The sequence below is a fragment of the Streptomyces sp. NPDC049687 genome (assembly GCF_044465285.1).
Lineage (GTDB): Bacteria > Actinomycetota > Actinomycetes > Streptomycetales > Streptomycetaceae > Streptomyces.
The window spans coordinates 449,188-466,280 of the sequence record NZ_JBITLN010000008.1 but is presented as its reverse complement, the minus strand read 5'-3'; the positions used below and the strand labels follow the sequence as shown (position 1 = coordinate 466,280).

The 17,093-nt window shown below is 71.0% G+C and carries 17 protein-coding genes and 1 pseudogene; 8 read left to right on the top strand and 10 right to left on the bottom strand.

Annotated elements, in window-relative coordinates:
- The 8 genes from ACIBVL_RS26155 to ACIBVL_RS26120 all read right to left on the bottom strand — a co-directional run bounded on the left by ACIBVL_RS26155 (window position 1) and on the right by ACIBVL_RS26120 (window position 8,261).
- Window positions 1-1,272, bottom strand: a complete 1,272-nt coding sequence (locus tag ACIBVL_RS26155) for a Rieske 2Fe-2S domain-containing protein (RefSeq protein WP_399100319.1) — start codon at window positions 1,270-1,272, stop codon at window positions 1-3.
- Window positions 1,269-2,972: a class I adenylate-forming enzyme family protein gene (locus ACIBVL_RS26150; protein WP_399100317.1), complete on the bottom strand. Its 1,704-nt coding sequence runs from the start codon at window positions 2,970-2,972 to the stop codon at window positions 1,269-1,271. Before ACIBVL_RS26150 ends, ACIBVL_RS26155 begins: the two co-directional genes overlap by 4 nt.
- A gap of 76 nt (window positions 2,973-3,048) precedes the next feature.
- Window positions 3,049-4,665: a class I adenylate-forming enzyme family protein gene (locus ACIBVL_RS26145; protein ID WP_399100315.1), complete on the bottom strand. Its 1,617-nt coding sequence runs from the start codon at window positions 4,663-4,665 to the stop codon at window positions 3,049-3,051.
- Window positions 4,666-4,667: 2 nt separating this feature from the next.
- On the bottom strand, window positions 4,668-5,462 hold the full coding sequence (locus ACIBVL_RS26140; RefSeq protein ID WP_399100313.1) for an enoyl-CoA hydratase/isomerase family protein: 795 nt from the start codon (window positions 5,460-5,462) through the stop codon (window positions 4,668-4,670).
- Between the two features lie 16 nt (window positions 5,463-5,478).
- Entirely contained in the window at window positions 5,479-6,288 is an 810-nt protein-coding gene (locus ACIBVL_RS26135; protein ID WP_399100311.1) for an enoyl-CoA hydratase/isomerase family protein, read from the bottom strand.
- A 1-nt stretch (window position 6,289) separates the two neighbouring features.
- Window positions 6,290-7,063 (bottom strand): enoyl-CoA hydratase/isomerase family protein, encoded by a 774-nt coding sequence (locus ACIBVL_RS26130; protein WP_399100309.1) that lies wholly within the window; start codon window positions 7,061-7,063, stop codon window positions 6,290-6,292.
- Window positions 7,060-7,809, bottom strand: a complete 750-nt coding sequence (fabG, locus tag ACIBVL_RS26125; protein ID WP_399100307.1) for a 3-oxoacyl-ACP reductase FabG — start codon at window positions 7,807-7,809, stop codon at window positions 7,060-7,062. Before fabG ends, ACIBVL_RS26130 begins: the two co-directional genes overlap by 4 nt.
- Window positions 7,809-8,261, bottom strand: a complete 453-nt coding sequence (locus tag ACIBVL_RS26120) for a MaoC family dehydratase (RefSeq protein ID WP_399100305.1) — start codon at window positions 8,259-8,261, stop codon at window positions 7,809-7,811. Before ACIBVL_RS26120 ends, fabG begins: the two co-directional genes overlap by 1 nt.
- Before the next feature lie 104 nt (window positions 8,262-8,365).
- Between ACIBVL_RS26120 and ACIBVL_RS26115 the strand changes: the two genes are divergently transcribed.
- The 4 genes from ACIBVL_RS26115 to ACIBVL_RS26100 are packed head-to-tail and all read left to right on the top strand — an operon-like array spanning window position 8,366 to window position 12,166.
- Complete coding sequence (locus ACIBVL_RS26115) at window positions 8,366-9,166, top strand: SDR family NAD(P)-dependent oxidoreductase (RefSeq protein ID WP_399100303.1); 801 nt, start codon at window positions 8,366-8,368, stop codon at window positions 9,164-9,166.
- A gap of 12 nt (window positions 9,167-9,178) precedes the next feature.
- The gene (locus tag ACIBVL_RS26110; protein ID WP_399100301.1) at window positions 9,179-9,802 is read left to right on the top strand and encodes a TetR/AcrR family transcriptional regulator; all 624 of its coding nucleotides are present in this window, start codon (window positions 9,179-9,181) and stop codon (window positions 9,800-9,802) included.
- A gap of 50 nt (window positions 9,803-9,852) precedes the next feature.
- Complete coding sequence (locus tag ACIBVL_RS26105) at window positions 9,853-11,007, top strand: acetyl-CoA C-acetyltransferase (RefSeq protein WP_399100299.1); 1,155 nt, start codon at window positions 9,853-9,855, stop codon at window positions 11,005-11,007.
- 4 nt (window positions 11,008-11,011) lie between these two features.
- Complete coding sequence (locus ACIBVL_RS26100) at window positions 11,012-12,166, top strand: acyl-CoA dehydrogenase family protein (protein ID WP_399100297.1); 1,155 nt, start codon at window positions 11,012-11,014, stop codon at window positions 12,164-12,166.
- Between the two features lie 749 nt (window positions 12,167-12,915).
- Here ACIBVL_RS26100 and ACIBVL_RS26095 read toward each other — a convergent pair.
- Both ACIBVL_RS26095 and ACIBVL_RS26090 read right to left on the bottom strand, forming a co-directional pair.
- Window positions 12,916-14,286, bottom strand: coding sequence for an amidase family protein (locus tag ACIBVL_RS26095; protein WP_399100295.1), 1,371 nt, complete (start codon window positions 14,284-14,286; stop codon window positions 12,916-12,918).
- A 67-nt stretch (window positions 14,287-14,353) separates the two neighbouring features.
- Window positions 14,354-14,608, bottom strand: a complete 255-nt coding sequence (locus ACIBVL_RS26090; protein ID WP_399100293.1) for a hypothetical protein — start codon at window positions 14,606-14,608, stop codon at window positions 14,354-14,356.
- A 66-nt stretch (window positions 14,609-14,674) separates the two neighbouring features.
- Between ACIBVL_RS26090 and ACIBVL_RS26085 the strand changes: the two genes are divergently transcribed.
- From ACIBVL_RS26085 to ACIBVL_RS26070, 4 genes and pseudogenes are all read left to right on the top strand, one after another.
- Window positions 14,675-14,860, top strand: a complete 186-nt coding sequence (locus ACIBVL_RS26085) for a hypothetical protein (RefSeq protein ID WP_399100291.1) — start codon at window positions 14,675-14,677, stop codon at window positions 14,858-14,860.
- 106 nt (window positions 14,861-14,966) lie between these two features.
- The gene (locus ACIBVL_RS26080; RefSeq protein WP_399100289.1) at window positions 14,967-15,317 is read left to right on the top strand and encodes an ArsR/SmtB family transcription factor; all 351 of its coding nucleotides are present in this window, start codon (window positions 14,967-14,969) and stop codon (window positions 15,315-15,317) included.
- Between the two features lie 136 nt (window positions 15,318-15,453).
- Complete coding sequence (locus tag ACIBVL_RS26075) at window positions 15,454-16,911, top strand: ABC transporter substrate-binding protein (protein ID WP_399100287.1); 1,458 nt, start codon at window positions 15,454-15,456, stop codon at window positions 16,909-16,911.
- Between the two features lie 50 nt (window positions 16,912-16,961).
- Window positions 16,962-17,079, top strand: a pseudogene (locus ACIBVL_RS26070) (IS110 family transposase); the annotation flags it as partial.
- Window positions 17,080-17,093 lie beyond the last annotated feature (14 nt).

The following is a 17,093-nucleotide window of genomic DNA, read 5'->3' as shown; positions in this document are numbered from 1 at the left end:
TCAGGCCTCCATCAGGTTCCGGTAGTGCGACCAGAAGCCCCGCATGCCCGTCTCGTCGGTCGCGGTGCCGATACGGAAGCCGTTGTCGTCGGTGCGTTCCCGGTCCACTCCGCGCCGGATGTCGACCCATTCCGGCTCGCGCAGGGCGACGCCGCGCTGGTTGCGCTCGTACATCTCGGTGTCGTCGGCGAGCAGCATCCCGGCCGGCCCGACCGAGCCGACGCACTGCGACACCATGCGCCGGTTGAGTTCGGGGGCGCCCTTGAACTGGATGGCGGTGGAGTGCTGGACGCACTCGCCGGCCGTCAGCGGCTGGATGACGAAGAGCTGGATCTCGGCGATGAAGAGGTTGGGGAAGATCATCACGTGCGGGGACCCCTCGACGAGGATCTCCTCGGCGGCGGGGCCGTGGAGTTCCCTCATGCGCGCCACGTACTGGGGCACCCGGTCCTCGGTGGTGCCGAACCAGCGCATCGGCTCGCCGAAGCGGCGGAACTCCGGGCGCAGGTCGTTCTCGCTGTGGCCGCCGCCCAGGTCGCGGGTCACGGCCGTGGAGTTGTCGCTGTACAGGGCGCCGATCGGGCTGCCGGTGACGCTGAAGATGGAGCCGTGCACGAACTGCGGGTGGTAGCCGTCCGTCTCGTTCTCCGCGAGGAGCTTCCAGTTGGCGCGCGTGCGGTGCTTGAGCCAGCCAGCGGTGAGTTCGACCTCGCCCTCCGGGGAGAGCCGTGCGAGACGGTCCAGTTCTCCGGCGGCGGCGCCGAGGTGTTCGGTGAGCGTCGGGCCGTCGGATGCGAAGCTGCCGAAGACGAAGCCCTGGTGGGAGGCGACCCTGGGGACCCGGCCGAGGCCGAGGGCGAGCTTGCCCTTGCCGCCGTAGCCCTTGTTGTAGGGGTAGCCCAGCAGGTCGCCGTTGTTGCGGTACGTCCAGCCGTGGTAGGGGCAGCGGAAGGAGTTGGAGTTGCCACTGGGCGCGTCGCACACCAGGTTGCCGCGGTGGGCGCAGCGGTTGAGCAGCAGGTGCACCTCGCCGTCGCGGTCCCGGGTCATGACGACGTCCTGCGGCCCGATGTTCTTGCGTACGTAGTCGCCCGGTCGAGGTACCTCGCTGACATGCCCGACGTAGACCCAGGTGCGGTACCAGATGCGCTCCAGTTCCTCGGCGAAGACCTCCGGATCGGTGTAGAGCGATCCGTGCACCCTGGTCGGCTGGATCAGCCGTGCGTACTTGTCCGTCTGCTCGTGTGCCGTCTCCGGCAGCGTGGCCGTCATGCTTCGCCATCCTCGATTCGCTTCTGGGCGTACTGCGCCAGCCGGAACTTCTGCACCTTGCCGGTGGGGGTGGTGGGCAGTTCGGCGGCGTCCAGGAACAGCACGTGCTTGGGGACCTTGAACCGCGCGAGCCGTTGCTTGCACAGCGCGACGACATCCGCGGCGGAGAAGTCCGCGCCGGGAGCACGGACCACACAGGCGCAGCCGGCGTCGCCCCATCGTTCGTCGGGCACGCCCACCAGGTAGACCTGGCTGATCGCGGGGTGGGCGGTGAGCAGGTCCTCGATCTCCTTGGGCATGACCAGTTCGCCGCCGCTCTTGTACAGCTCCTTTGTGCGGCCGGTGACTTCGAGGTATCCGTCGTCCCGGACCCGGCCCAGGTCGCCGGAGTGCACCCAGCCGTCGCGCAGGGCCTTCGCGGTCTCCTCGGGTTTCTTCCAGAAGCCCCGCATGTGCGTCGGGCCCCGGGAGACCAGTTCGCCCTCGGCTCCGGGAGGTAGGTCCTCGCCGGTGAGCGGGTCGATCGCCTTGTAGGTGGCGAGCGTCCCGTCGGGCAGTCCGGCCGGGCCGGCCAGCTTGGGTCTGCCGACGGTTCCGGCGTGCCGCTCCAGCGGATCATCGGGAAGGGTGAACGTCATCGCTCCGCCGCACTCGGTCATGCCGTATCCCGTGGTGATCTCCTCCACGCCGAGTTCCGCACGCACCCGCTTCCAGAGCCAGACCGGGGCCGGGGCCGCGCCGGACAGCAGCGCGGTGAGCGAGGAGAGGTCGTGGTCCACGCGTGCGGGGTGTTCCAGCAGGGCCACGGTCATCGTGGGCACGCAGAGGATGTCGGTGGCGCGGTGGCGCTGGATCCCGGCGAGGTAACGGACCGGGTCGAAGGCGGTCTGCGGGACGATCGCGCCGCCCACCGTCATCGCGGCGAGCATCCCCTCGACGTAGCCGAACATGTGGTAGCAGGGCAGCGAGAACAGGATCCTCCGGCCATCCTGGAACGCCCGGGTCAAGGCCGAGGCGTAGGCGGTCCGCAGCACGGAGTCATGGGTGACGAGGACACCCTTGGGCGAGCCGGTGGTGCCGGAGGTGTAGAGCAGGTCCCCGATCTCGTCCGGCCGGGCCGCTCCGCCGGGGCACCCCCCTCGGTGGCGGTCGCCGACGTCCGCGAGCGAGGCCACGGTCGGCACGCCGTCGCGCGGCTCGGTGCCCTCGGTGGGCAGCAGGACGACCTGCCGCAGGTGCGGCAGCGGGGTCGCCGCGCCGGCGTCCCAGCCGGGCGCGACGGCGTCGAGCATGGTCTGGTAGTCGAGGTCGCCGAACGCGGTCATGGAGATCAGGACGGAGCACTCGGACTGGGCCAGGACGTAGGCCAGTTCCTCCTGCCGGTAGAGGTAGTTGAACGGGATCGCCACGGCACCGGTCCGGGCGACGGCGAACTTCAGCGGGGCGAACTCCAGGAAGTTCGCCATCAGCAGCCCCACCCGGTCGCCGGGGCGCACACCGAGCGCGGCAAGACCGTCCGCGAGACGGGCGGCCCACTCGGCCGTCTCGGCGTAGCCGATGGTCCGCTCGTCCGTGATGACGAAGGGGCGGTCTCCGTACCGCGCGGCGCAGTGGTCGAGCCAGTCGTCGAGGGTGCGTGGGGTCCAGCGCGGGAACCGGGCACTCAGGTGCTCGCGGCGCCGCTCGATCTCCGATGTCACGAAACACCTCCTTTTTCTAATTGACGTTAGATTAAATGACGGGGACAGAGGTAGGCAACCACCCGGTTCACGGGACTCACCCCAGCCGGCGCAGGATCCCCGCGGCGGCGGCCTCACGGAGCTTGAACTTGCGCACCTTGCCGGCCGGAGTGACCGGCATCTCGTCGGCGACGTACCAGTACTGCGGGACCTTGTACTTGGCCAGGCGGCCGCGGCAGTGCTCGACCAGGGCATCGTGCAGGCCGTCGTACACCTGTCCTCGAAGACGTACGACCGCTGCCACGGCCTCGCCCCACCTCTCGTCCGGCAGTGCCACCACGGCTGCCTCCAGCACGGCCTCGTGCCCCAGCAGGCAGGTCTCTATCTCGGCCGGCGCGATGTTCTCGCCACCGCGGATGATCAGGTCCTTCAGCCGTCCGGTGATGGTGATCACCCCGCGCGCGTCCATGGCGCCGAGATCACCGGTGTGCAGCCAGCCCTCGGCGTCGACCGTGCGCGCGCTCGCCTCCGGATCGTGCAGGTACCCGATCATCTGCTGGTAGCCGCGGGCGCAGATCTCACCCGGCGTGCCGAGCGGCTGCACCTGGCCGGTCACCGGGTGGACGATCTTGCACTCCACCTGTGGCAGTGGCCGCCCCACGGTGTCCCTGACGTCCGTGTCGTCGTCCGTGACCCGGGTGGCGGTCAGGGTGGGGCCGAGTTCCGTCTGGCCGTACAGGTTGTGCACGCGGGCGCCGAACAGTTCCCGGGTCGCCTCGATCAGGGGGGCGGGCACATTGGCGCCGCCCACGAGGACCTTGCGCAGGGCGGGGGCCGGACCACCCGTCTCCCGGGCGGTCTCGTTCAGGGCGGACAGCATGGCGGGCACGCAGAACAGGAGGGAGGCCCGCTCCTCGCGCATCGACTCCAGTACGGGGCCGGGCCGGAACTGTTCGACCAGTACGAGGCTGCCTCCCAGCCACAGGGTGCCGAGGGTGGCGACCACGCACCCGGCCGTGTGGAACATCGGCAGTGGGCTGACGTGCACCGCTCCCGGCTCGGCCTGAACCGTCTCCAAGGTCAGGCGCGCGACGTTGACCAGAGACCGATGGGTCAGGAGCACGCCCTTGGGCAGGCCGGTGGTGCCCGAGGTGTACTGGAGCATCACCCGTGCACCGGGGTCCTGGACAGCCGCGTCCGGCGGATCCCGCGGCTCGGCGTTCCACCGGTCGTGTTCGGCGAGGGAGACCACGTGCCGCAGCCCGGGGCACCGGGGCCGGAGGGCCGAGGCGACGGCCGCGAGGTCGTAGTCGCGGCTGACGTCCGCGTGCAGCAGCGCGACGGCTCCGGAGTGGTTGAGGGCATGGACGAGTTCCTCGGGCCGCAGCACGGGGTTGAGGGCGACCAGGGTCACTCCCGCCAGCGCCGCGCCGTACTGGACGATCGGCCACTCGACGACGTTCGGCGCCCACAGGGCAACGAACTCCCCCGGCTCGGCCAGCCTCAGCAGGGCGGCGGCCACCCGCCGGGCCTCGGTGTACAACTGCCCGTAGGTCAGCCGCCGTTCCGCACCACCACCGTGCGCGACACCAGCCAGAGCCGTGGCGTCGGCGTGGGTCACGGCCCGTTCCGCCAGCAGGGAGCCGACGGTGTGGTCGACCAGGGGCACACTGTCGTCCCTGGGCCACAGTGAGGACACCAGTGGTTCTGTCATGTTCAGCATCCCTTGAACTCGGGGCGGCGTCGTTCGCGGAAAGCGGCGACCCCTTCGGCGAAGTCCGCCGAGTCGAAGAGCCGGATCTGGTGCTCGACCTCGTGGTCGAGTGCCGCGCGCGGATCGCCCCCGGCGCGGACGCCGAGCATCGCCCGCAGAGCGGAGAGCGCGAGGGGCGGGCCCTCGGCGATGCGTTCGGCGTCGGCGAGCGCCCAGTCCAACGCGGCCCCGGGCTCGGTCAGTACGTCGGCGAGGCCGAGGGTGAGCGCTTCCGGGCCCTGGACCGGGCGGGGCAGCAGGAGCAGCTGCCGGGCGGCGGCCGGACCGGTCCTGGCAGGCAGGGACACGGTGATCCCCATGTCACCGGCGAGGCCGACGCCGGTGAACGCCGTGCTGAACGACGCGTCGGTCGCGGCGACCACCCGGTCGCAGGCCAGCGCGAGCGCCGCCCCCGCGCCGTACGCGAAACCCTCGACGGCTGCCACCACCGGTGTGGGCCCGTCCCAGATGGCCCGGATCACCCGCTGGGCCGCCTCGGCCCTGGGGCGGGTCTCCTCGGGGCTCTGCCGACGCATCGTGGAGATGTCCCCGCCCGAACAGAAGGTGCCGCCGCTGCCGGTCAGCACGATCGCCCGTACGGTGTCGTCGGCCATCGCGGACTCCAGCATCTCCGCGAGCACCACCCGCAGCGCAAGGTCGATCGCGTTGCGCTTCCGGGGCCTGTTCAGGGTCAGTACCCGGACGGCGCCGTGGTCCTCGGCCAGCACGATGTCCTCGCGGCTGTGTTGCTCAGTCATGGCGTCTCATCCCCTGTCACCGTCCCGTGAAGAGCGGGGGCCTGCGCTCGCTGACCGCCGCCAGCCCCTCCCTGGAATCCGCCGTGCCCGACAGTTCGGCGACCGTACGGGCCTCCTCGGCCAGTCGCTCCTCGACGCCGGCGCCCAACCCGCTCCACACCAGCCGCTTGGTCGCCGCCAGCGCCAGGGGCGGGCCCGCGGCGAGGCCGCCGGCGAACGCGAGGGCATCGTCCAGCAGCCGGTCGTCCGGCACGACCCGGGTGAGCAGCCCCGCGTCCAGCGCCTCGGCGGCGGTCAGGGTGGGGTTGGTCAGCAGGATCTCCATGGCCTTGCGCAGACCCACGAGCCGGGTCAACGTCACCGAGACTCCGGCGTCCGGGGCCATCCCGACCCGGACCGCGCCCGACATGAACCGCGACGACTCCGCGGCGATGACGAAGTCCGCCGCGCACACCAGCCCGAAGCCACCGCCTCCGGCCGCGAAGCCGTGCACCGCGGCGACGACCGGGGCACGCAGCTGGAGCAGCGCGGAGGTGGTGATCTGCAGCCAGGAGGTGGCCTCCCGCAGGTACTCCGGGAGTTTCTCCCCCAGGCCGGCGAAGGTGTGGACATCGCCGCCCGCGCAGAAGTTGCGGCCCTCTCCGGTGATCAGCACCACTCGCGCCCCGTCCTCGGCGTGGCAGCGCATGACGGCCGCGTGCAGTGCGCGCAGGAAGGGCACGTCCATGCCGTTGGACGCCTCCGGACGGTTGAGCCGCAGCCGTGCGACTCCGTCCGTGTCCAGGTCCAGGAGCACCGGCCCGGAGTCGATCAGTTTGTCCGTCATCTCACTCACCTCTCGCCGTGAAGCTCTCGATTCCGGCACCGGCCGCCGTCCCGCCCAGGTGCTCGAGCACCGCGGCCCGCTCCAGGGCGAGGCCGTCCGCCAGCGGCAGCCGCAGCCCCTCGTACACCAGGCGTTTCGCGGTGCCGAGTGCCCGGGGGTCCATACCGCCGAGCCGTTCGGCGAACGTTGCGACCGCCTCCTCGAACCCGTTGTCCGGCAGGCACCGGTACGCCAGCCCCCAGGCCGCGGCCTCCGCGCCGGACAGGCGGTCCCCGGTGAGGATGTGGGCCAGGGCCCGCTGACGGCCCACGAGGCGGGGCAGCCGCTGGGTGCTGCCGCCGCCCGGTACCTGGCCGAAGTTGGCATGCGTGTCGGAGATCCGGGCGTCCTCGCGCACCAGAGCGATGTCGCAGGACTGCATCAGTTCGAAGCCGCCGGCCATGGCGTACCCCTCGACGACGGCCACCACGGGGACCGGCAGGGTCGCGATGAGGGCGCAGGCCCGGCCGAAGTTGTCGAACAGCGGCGCCATCGCCCCCGGTCCGCCGGCGCGCAGCCGTTGCAGCTCCTTGAAGTCGCCGCCGGCGCAGAAGTTGCCTCCCGCGCCCCGGATCAGGACGACCCGTGCCGCTGACGCCACCTCCCTCAGGGCGCGCTCCAGCTGTTCGCCGAGTTCGACCGTGATCGCGTTCATCGCCTCGGGGCGGTTCAGCAGGACGTGGCCGACCGCACCCTCCACGCGCGTGCGCACCACCTGGGTGACCTGGGTACTCACATCGACCGCCCGCCCCCCACCTCGACAACCGCGCCGGTCATGTAGCTGGACAGCTCGCTCGCGAGAAAGAGGACGGCCCCGGCGACCTCCTCGGGCCGTCCCGCCCGCCTCATGGGCACGTCGGCCTCGCGGGCCGCGAAGACGTCCGGCGGCATCGCCTCGGTCATGGCGGTGCGGATCAGGCCGGGCTGCACCGCGTTGACCCGCACCCCGTGGTGGGCGAGTTCCTTGGCCGCCGCCTTCGTCATACCGACGATCCCCGCCTTGGCCGCGCTGTAGTTGGTCTGGCCGGGGTTGCCGGACTTCCCGGACAGCGAGGAGATGTTCACGATCGAGCCGCTTTCCGCCTCGCGCATCACCGCCGCGGCCGCCCGGACGCCGAGCCAGGTCCCCCTGAGGTGCACGCCGACCACGGCGTCGAAGTCGTCCGCGGTCATCTTCCTCAGCGAGGCGTCACGGGTGATCCCCGCGTTGTTCACCAGGACGTCCAACGCACCGAACCGCTCGACGGCCCGCCCCACCATGTTCTCGACCGCCGTCTCGTCCGTGACGTCACAGCCGAGAGCCAGTACGGAAGCCGGGTCGTCACCACCGATGTCGGCTGCGGCCCGCTCCGCGCGTGTGGCGTCCACGTCGGCCACGGTCACCCGTGCGCCATGCTCGTGCAGCAGCCGGGCGATTGCCAGACCGATCCCCTGGCCGGCGCCCGTGACGATCGCGGACCGGCCCGCCACCAGCCCGCCCATCAGCCGAGATACCGTACGACGGAGTCCACGACGCAAGCCGGCTTCGCGCCGCCCTCGATCTCGATGACCGTCGACAGCTTCAGCTGGACCGCGCCGTCGAGCGGTGTGACCTCGGTGATCGTCGAGGTGGCCCGCAGCTTGGCACCGACGGGCACCGGGGCGGGGAAGCGCACCTTGTCGAGCCCGTAGTTCACGGCCATGCTCACCCCCTCGACCTGGTAGAGCCGCTGCAGGAACACCGGCAGCAGGGACAGCGTGAGCAGGCCGTGCGCGATGGTGGAACCGAAGGGCCCCTGGGCAGCGCGCCCGGCGTCCACATGGATCCACTGGTGGTCCCCCGTGGCGTCGGCGAACCGGTCGATGCGCTCCTGGTCCACCTCGATCCAGTCGGTGGTGCCGAGCGACTCGCCTGCCGCGGCGGCGAGTCCGGCTAGTCCATTGAAGATCTTCATGTCGCGCTCCGGGGCTGGTCAGAATTTTGAATCTAATCTAGATTCATAAATCGCAACGGGTCAACGGTTGTGCAGCGGGCCGCGCACCATGAGGGAGCGAGCGGATGGATCTGGAACTCGGCGGGGCACGGGTGTTGGTCACCGGTGGTGCCTCGAACATCGGCCGGGGCATCGTGCACGGCTTCGCCGCGGAAGGCGCTCGTGTACTGATCTGCGACATCGACGCGGAGCAGGCCGCCAAGACACGTGCCGAAGCGCTGGAGCGGGGAGCGGCCGGGGCGGAGGTCGCCGTCATCGATCTGACGGCCGAGGGTGCCGGCGCCATGGCCGTCGAACAAATCGTCGCCGCCTGGGGCGGAATCGACGTGCTCGTGAACAACGCGGGGCTGAGCCTGCCAGGGTTCGTCGCCCAGGACGCGGACCGCGACGGCTGGCGGCGGATGGTGGACCTCAATCTGTTCGGTTCCGTCGAGTGCACCCGTGCGGCCCTCGACGCGATGCGGCCCGAGGGCCACGGATCCATCGTGTTCATCTCCAGCGACGCCGCCTTCGGGGAGATACGGCAGGGGGTGTACGGGGCGACCAAGGCCGCGGTGATCGCCTTCGCCCGCACGGTCGCCCGGGAGCACGGCCGGGACGGCATCCGGTCGAACGTCGTCTGCCCGGGACTCGTCGTCCCCCAGAGCCCGGACGCGATCGGGGCGGGCAGCCTGTGGACCCGGGGCGACCAGTCCGCCGTCTTCGACGACCGGCAGATCGAGGCAGTCCGCAAGAACATCCCACTGCGCCGGCTCACCACGCCGGAAGACATCGCGGACGCCGTGGTCTGGGTCTCCTCGGCACGCCGCGCCCGGCAGGTGACGGGCCAGGTCTTCTCGGTCAGCGGCGGCTACTCGATGCCGTAGGAGGCGCGCTCAGTGAACACCACCAGCAGAACCGGCACCGGGACACCGGCCGTCAAGGCGGCGGCGACCCGAAACCGCATTCTCGCCGCGGCCGCTCGGACGCTGAGCCTCAAGGGCTACTCCGCTACCAGGCTGGCCGACATCGCCGAACGGGCCGGTGTGCGTCCGCCCGCCGTGTACTACTACTTCCCCTCCCGCGAGGAGCTGATCGCCGAGGTGATGGCGGTCGGCCAGCTGCGGCTTCGGGAGCACGTCGAGACCGCGCTGGCCGCGCTGCCCGACGGCACTCCCCCGATGGACCGGATCTGTGCCGCCGTCGAGGCGCATCTGCAGGTCGAGCTGCACCTGTCGGACTTCGCGACCGCGGTCAGCCGCAACAGCGGACAGCTGCCCGAGGACATACGCGCCCGTCTGCGGGCGGACAGCGGCGCCTACTTCGACCTGTGGCGGGACCTGCTGGCGAGAGCCAGGGCCGCGGGCGCCATCAGGAACGACATCGACCTGCGAGCGGCGCGCATGCTCGTCATGGGAGCCCTCAACTGGACGCCGGAGTGGTGGAACCCGCGGCAGGGTTCGCTGACCGGTGTCATCCGCACCGCGCAGAGCCTGGTGCGGCACGGCCTGGGTGTGCCCTGACCCCGGGCCCGCCCTCATCACCCCTTCGCACAGCACACTGGAGGACCGTCATGCCCGAGGCCTACATCGTCGACGCGGTACGCACCCCGGTCGGCAAACGCGGCGGCGGCTTCGCCGGAACGCACCCGGCCGATCTCGCCGCCCACGTCATCCGCTCACTGGTCGCACGCCACGACTTCGACCCTGCCGCCGTCGACGACGTCATTCTCGGCTGCCTCGACCAGATCGGCTCGCAGGCCGGTGACATCGCGCGGACCAGCGCGCTGGCCGCAGGGCTGCCCGAGTCGGTGCCCGGTACGACCATCGACCGGCAGTGCGGCTCGTCCCAGCAGGCGGTCCACTTCGCCGCGCAGGCCGTCATGTCCGGCACGGCCGACCTCATCGTGGCCGGCGGTGTGCAGAAGATGAGCCAGTTCCCCATCCTGTCCGGGTTCACCGCCGGCGAGCCCTATGGGTCGACCGATCCGTGGACCGACTGCAAGGGATGGCACGCCCGTTACGGCGACCAGGAGATCTCCCAGTTCCGCGGCGCGGAGATGATCGCGGAGAAGTGGGGCGTGGAGCGCTCGGTCATGGAGGAGTTCGCGCTGGAGAGTCACCGCCGGGCCCTGACGGCCCAGCGGGAGGGCCGGTTCGACGCGGAGATCATTCCGTTCGAAGGGGTCGTGTCGGACGAGGGTCCACGGCCCGACACCACACTGGAGAAGATGGCCGAACTCGCGACACTGACGCCCGGCGGGCGGCTGACCGCCGCGGTGGCCAGCCAGATCTCCGACGCCTCCTCCGCGATGCTGATCGCCTCGGAGGCCGCCATGCGCACTCACTCCCTCACACCCCGGGCCCGCATCCACCACATGTCGGTGCGTGGCTCCGACCCGGTCATGATGCTCACCGCTCCCATCCCTGCCACGGAGCACGCCCTCAAGAAGTCCGGACTCACCATCGACGACATCGATCTCGTCGAGATCAACGAGGCGTTCGCCTCCGTGGTGCTGGCCTGGCAGGCCGACATCGGCGCCGATCCGGCCCGGGTCAACGTCAACGGCGGTGCCATCGCACTCGGTCACCCGCTCGGGGCCACCGGGACACGGCTGATGACCACATTGCTCCACGAGCTGGAGCGCACCGGCGGCCGCTACGGTCTGCAGACCATGTGCGAGGGCGGCGGTCAGGCCAACGTCACCATCATCGAGAGGCTCGGCTGACCTGATGCGACGGGGCCTGTACACAGACGATCACGAGCAGTACCGGGAGACCGTCCGCGAGTTCCTCGCGCGTGAGGTCGTCCCCCACCACCAGCGGTGGGAGGCCGACCGGTGGATCGACCGCAAGGTGTTCGCCGCGGCTGCCCGGCAGGGTGTCTACGGCCTGCAGATCGGCGAGGAGCACGGCGGCGCCGGCGAGCGGGACTACCGCTATCGCATGGTCGTCTGCGAGGAGATCGCCCGCGTCCACGCGCTCTCCTTCGGTCTCACCGTCTCCCTCCAGGACGACCTGGTGCTGCACTATCTGCTGGACCTGACCACGGACGAACAGAAGCGGCGCTGGCTGCCGGGCTTCGCCTCAGGCGAGATCATCGGCGCGCTGGCGATGACCGAACCCGGGACCGGCAGCGACCTGCGGGGCATCCGCACCTCGGCCCGCCGCGACGGCGACGACTGGGTCCTGAACGGACAGAAGACCTTCATCACCAGTGGCATCATGGCCGATCTGGTGATCGTCGCCGCGCGTACGGATCCCGAAGGCGGCTCGCGGGGCTTCACTCTCCTGGTGGTCGAGCGGGACATGCCCGGCTTCACCCGCGGCCGCAAACTGGACAAGATCGGACTGCCCGGCCAGGACACGGCCGAACTGTTCTTCGAGGACGTGCGGGTACCGGCCGCCAACGTCCTCGGCCCGGTGGGATCCGGCCTCCAGGAGCTCATGAGCCACCTGCCCCGGGAACGTCTCGGCGTGACGGCCACAGCCATCGCTACCAGCCGGGCGGTCTTCGATCTGACCCGTGCCTACTGCTTCGAGCGCCGGGCTTTCGGCCGCCCCATCGGCGACCTCCAGCACATCCGCTTCGAACTCGCCGAGATGGCCACCGAGATCGACGTCGCCGAGGCCTACGTCGACCGCTCGGTACACGCCTACAACGCCGGTGAACTGACCGCCGTCGACGCGGCGAAAGGCAAGTGGTACGTGAGCGAACTGCAGAAGCGGGTCATCGACCGTTGCCTGCAACTGCACGGCGGCTACGGCTACATGACGGAATATCCGGTCGCCCGCGCATTCGTCGACACAAGAGTCCAGACGATCTACGGCGGCACCACCGAGATCATGAAGGAGCTCATCGGACGCGATCTGGCATCCAACGGATGACGCGCAGAGGCCGGGGAGCAACAGGCATCCTCCGCTGACCGCCTCATCGGCAAGCGGCCAACGAAGCCGGTGCCGTCGAGGAACAGCACGCCATTGCAGTGGCCGAGTTGTTCGGCCACTGCATCGGTCATGCCGAGCGCTCGCGGTCCGGTCGGCTCGTAGGCCTTCCCGGCGGGCTCCCCCCAGGATCACGCAGGGTGGTCGTGACCACCCGGGCGGCAGCGCCACACGTCCCGCTCTCGCGGATCGACCGCGCCGCGAGGACGGTGAACGTCGAGGAACGTCGTCGGGCGCGCGCACCACGGGCAGGCGCGACCAGTGCAGCATCTGCTCCGCCGGCCGGTGCGGCCGCTGCTGGTGGGATTCGGCGGTGCTGGTGGCGGTCATCTGCGACATGTCCACCAGCACGTCGAGTTCACCGGGAGTCCAGCCTGGCGCAGGCGGCCCAGCCCGGCCTGTTCGACGTCGTAGGCGGCCGCGCCGGTGGCGTAGTCACGTGCGGCCCAGCAGAGACCGACGTACGGTGACCCGCTCGCCCCACTCGGACTCGATGACCGTGAGCATGTTCAGCCGGGCCGCGCTGCGGGTCGGCCACATGGCGGCCAGCAGGCCGACCCGGCCGGCGAGTCGGGGGCCGGGCCTCGGCGCGTCTCGTTGCGGACCGGCCGCGAAGACGCCGCGGGTCGCTGTCGCCCGTCCCGCCCTGGGCCCAGCCCGGGCGGGGGCCCGCCCGGCGGGCTCGGGCAGCCTCAGCCGCAGGTCGCCTCCAGCGTCAGGCCGAGGGCGAGCAGTTCGCGGTCGGCTCCGGCAGGGCCGTCGATTTCAAGCCCGGCCGGCAAGCCGTTCGGTGCCACGCCCATGGGGATGCTCAGGCCGGGGGCGCCGATGACACTGGCGGGTCCAGTGTTGCGGATAAAGGTGGAGAAGGTGTCGGCGGGTTCCCCGCACAGGACCATGCCCTGGTCGCAGGTGGCGAGGTCCAGGGCGGTGGCCGGGGTGGTCGGGAACGTCAGGCCGTCCAGGCTGTGTGCGGTGAAGGTCTCGGCGTAGGCGGCACGCAGCCGTTGCCGGTGGGCCAGGCACTCGCGGTAGACCTCCTCTGCGACCAGACCCGGGGCCCCGTCGAGAAGGCAGTTCTCGAAGATGCCCTGTACGTCCGGACCCGCGATGCCGGCAGCGAGCCCGGCCAGGTCCGTCTCCGGCCGGTATTGCGCCAGGTAGGCGGACAGCTCGACGCGGGTCTCGTACAGCACGATGGCCATACCGGTCTCGTACTCGCGCTCGACGAACGAAGTGACGTCGACCGGGACCAGGGTCACACCGACCGCGGAGAGGGAGTGCAGCGCCGCCTCCCACAGAGCGGCGACATCGTCCTGCAGCTGTTCGGTGAAGTGACCGGTCGGCACGCCCAGCCTGATGGACCGCGGCGGGCGTGCCGCGACCGGAATGTCGTCCCCGCTGAGGACGCCGTCCAGCCGGATCAGGTCGGCGACCCGGCGCGCCATCGGGCCGATGGTGTCCCGGGTGCTCGACAGGGGGGTCACTCCCTCGCCGGGGTAGCGCCCGACGGTGGGCCGCAGTGCGCAGGTGCCGGTGACGGCCGCGGGGATGCGCACCGAGCCGCCGGTGTCGGTACCGATCCCTGCGTGCACGACCCCGGCCGCGATCAGCGCGGCGACCCCGCCGCTGCTGCCTCCGGCGAAGCGGCTGGGGTCGTACGGGTTGCGGACCGGGCCGAAGGCGTGGTTGTTGCTGGTGATGCCGAAGGCCAGCTCATGCATGTTGGCCTTGCCCAGGATGACGGCCCCGGCGTCCCGCAGCCGCCGCACCGCGGGTGCGTCGCTCGCGGGGACGAAGTCCCGCAGAGCGGGAGTGCCGGCCGTGTTGGGCAGTCCGCCGACGTGGATGTTGTCCTTGACGGCGATCGTCATCCCGGACAGCGGGCCCGGACCGCCCGGGGGCCTTGCCCCTGCGTCGCGGTCGAGGGTGATGAAGCCGCCCAGGTGTGCCGTCTCCTCGGCCCGTTCCAGAGCGCTTGTGACCTCAGGTTCGCTCCGCGTGTCGGCACCCGCCGTCGGGCCGGTCTCGGTGATGGGTTGTCTCGTGGTGGGTTCGCTCATGGCCTGCTCCTTCGTGGGGATCCGCTGGGAGAGCTCACGGACGATCACTGCACTCGTCACCCGTGCGTCACCGGGTGCGGAACCGGGTTCTCCGAGGATTGACGGCCCCAGCAGCACATGTCATCGTTCGCTCACGCGATGACATGTTGGAGGAAATCGTGCCCTCTATCAAGCCCGTCCACCGGCTCAAAATCGCCGCCGCCGTCACGTCGGCAGCCGCGCTCGCACTCTCCGCCTGCGCCACCGACAGCGGCAAGTCGAGTGACGCGCCCCAGCACACCGGCTCCGGCGGCACAGTGAAGATCGGGCTGCTGACCAGCATGTCCGGCTCCGCCGGGCTCTTCGGACCGGCGACGATGAGCCGACGGAGGGCCTGCAGCCCGCCAACGTGGGCCGGTTCGCCGACGCCGTACGGCGGATCGCGGCCGACGGCACCGGCGTGCTCCTCGCCGAACAGCACCTCGACATGGCGCTGGATGTGGCGGACCGCTGGTACCTGATGGAGAAGGGGCAGATCGTCGAGCAGGTCCAGGAGGGGACCCTCGCCCACGTGGCGTCCCGGATGGCGCCCTGACAGCGCGTCCGGGGCTGTCCCGAGGGGCACGGAAGGCGTATGGTCAACACGTAGTCATGTGTTGGCGTGTTGTCTCCGGGCTTCGAAAGGACGAGAGGTCCAGGCAGTGTTCGATCAGTCTCACGAGAGCGACCTGGTCTTCCGTGCCCTCAACGACGCGACGCGCAGGGCCATCCTGGCCCTGCTGGCGTCGGAGAACGAGCCCACGGCCGGAGACATCGCGGCCGCGTTCCCCTCGCTCGGCCGTACTGCCGTCTCGGCCCACCTGCGGGTCCTGCGGGACGCACAGCTGGTCTCCGAGGTGCGCGACGGCAAACACCGGCGTTACCGTCTGGGCCCCAACCGGGCCGACGCGGCGATCGCGTTCCTGCGCCAGATCTACGAGCAGTCGCTGCCCAAGGACCGGCAGGCGGCATCGGACCGGTCGGACGGACTGCGTGATGCGAAGAGCGGATGACAGTCGCGGGAGCACCCTCCGGCGTGACCGCCAGGCGGGCGTACGGCCCGCCGAAACCCGCGGGACGCCGGTGCACGGCATCCGATGGGCCCTCCAGCCGGCCCTTCGCGTCACCGCCGCCGGCTGAGGGAGCACCATGCGCGAGATCGTCCTCGTCAACGAGACGCACCTTGGCCTGCCGCCGGACGAGGCGTTCGGCATGTTCGGGCGGACCGGCAGCGCCGGCTGGATGTTCTCCGCACGCTTCGAGAACGCGGTGCCCGGGGCGGCGGCCTGCGTCGACATTCCTCTCCCGGCCGCCACAGGCGGCGAGGCGTCCGTGCGCGGCACGGCACGCATAGTGGAGGTACGGCCCTACCGGCGGATCGTGCTCCAGCACGAGACCCCGTGGACCGGGCGGATCACCCTGACCTTCACCCGCGCGACCGGAGGCACCCGGGTGCGAGCCGTCACCGAACTGGACGAGGACGCCCTCCGCTGGATGACCGCGAGTCTGGGCTGCGCGATGCCGGAGGGCGACAACGCAGCCGACGAGATCCGCATCGCCCTGATGACCAGCCTGTCCGGGAGCGCCGGACTCTTCGGCCGGGCCGCAGCCAACTGCACGGCGCTGGCGGCCGAGGAGATCAACGCCGAAGGCGGCATCTGCGGCCGGCCGGTACGTATCGAGGTGGTGGACGACCGCACCGACGCCGCCACCGCGCTGACCCGGCTGCGAGACCTCGACCGGCGGCCTGGGCTGGCGGCAGTGGTGGGCGTGCACAGCTCGGCGACCTTCGACGCAGTGAGCCGTTACGCGCAGGCATCGGGCCTGCCGTATCTGTACACCGCCGCGAACGAAGGCAGCCTGGTGCAGGACGGCACGCTGTTCCGGCTCGGCGAGTCGGTGACGGACCAACTGGCGCAGTCCATCCCGGCGCTGATGCGCGAGAGCGGCGGCCGTGCCTGGTACCTCATCGGGAACGACTACTCCTGGCCACGGGCCGTGTGCACGCAGGGCCGCCGCATCGCCGAGCGGCACGGCGGGCACATCGTCGGCCGGCGCCTCGTCCCGCTCGGCGAGTCGGTCTTCGACGACGTCCTGGAGGACATCGAGGCGTCCGGCGCCGACCTGGTGCTCTCCGGCCTGGTGGGGTGGAGTTCCGTCGACTTCGAGCGACGCTTCTACGCCGCGGGGCTGCGCCGCCGCATCCGTACGCTCGCGCCCCTGCTGGAGGAGAACACCCGCGAGCACCTGGGCGCGGCGGCGAGCGGGGTGTGGTCCTGCCTGCCGTACTTCTCCGCCCTGGACACGGCGGAGAACACCGACTTCCTACGGCGGTACCGGGCGGTGTTCGGAGCGTGGGCGCCATCGCCGTCGGCACTGACGGAGTCGGCGTACGAGGGCCTGAACCTGTTCGCCCAGGCCGCCCGGAAGGCCGGGTCGCCGCGCGGCACCGAGGTCGCCCGCGCCCTGCAAGGTCTCACGCTGTCCGGGCCGCGGGGCAGGGTCGCGGTGGGAGCCGACGGACGGCTGCGGCAGAGCATGTACCTCGCCGAGGCCACCGCCACCGGGTTCGCCCTCCGCGCGCAGCTACCGTCCGGCACGGCCTGACCGCCCACCCGGAGCCGCCGCCGACCACGGACGGCGCGCCGTCACCGAAGGAACGGCCGGACGGCCCGCGAGTCGATCCGGGACTCAGCCGGAATGGCCCCACAGGCTCTGCCGAAAGCCGGACGCCGCAGGCTGGTCGAAGTGATCCGGCCCAAGGCCCCGCGCATGGTCAGCCACTGCTG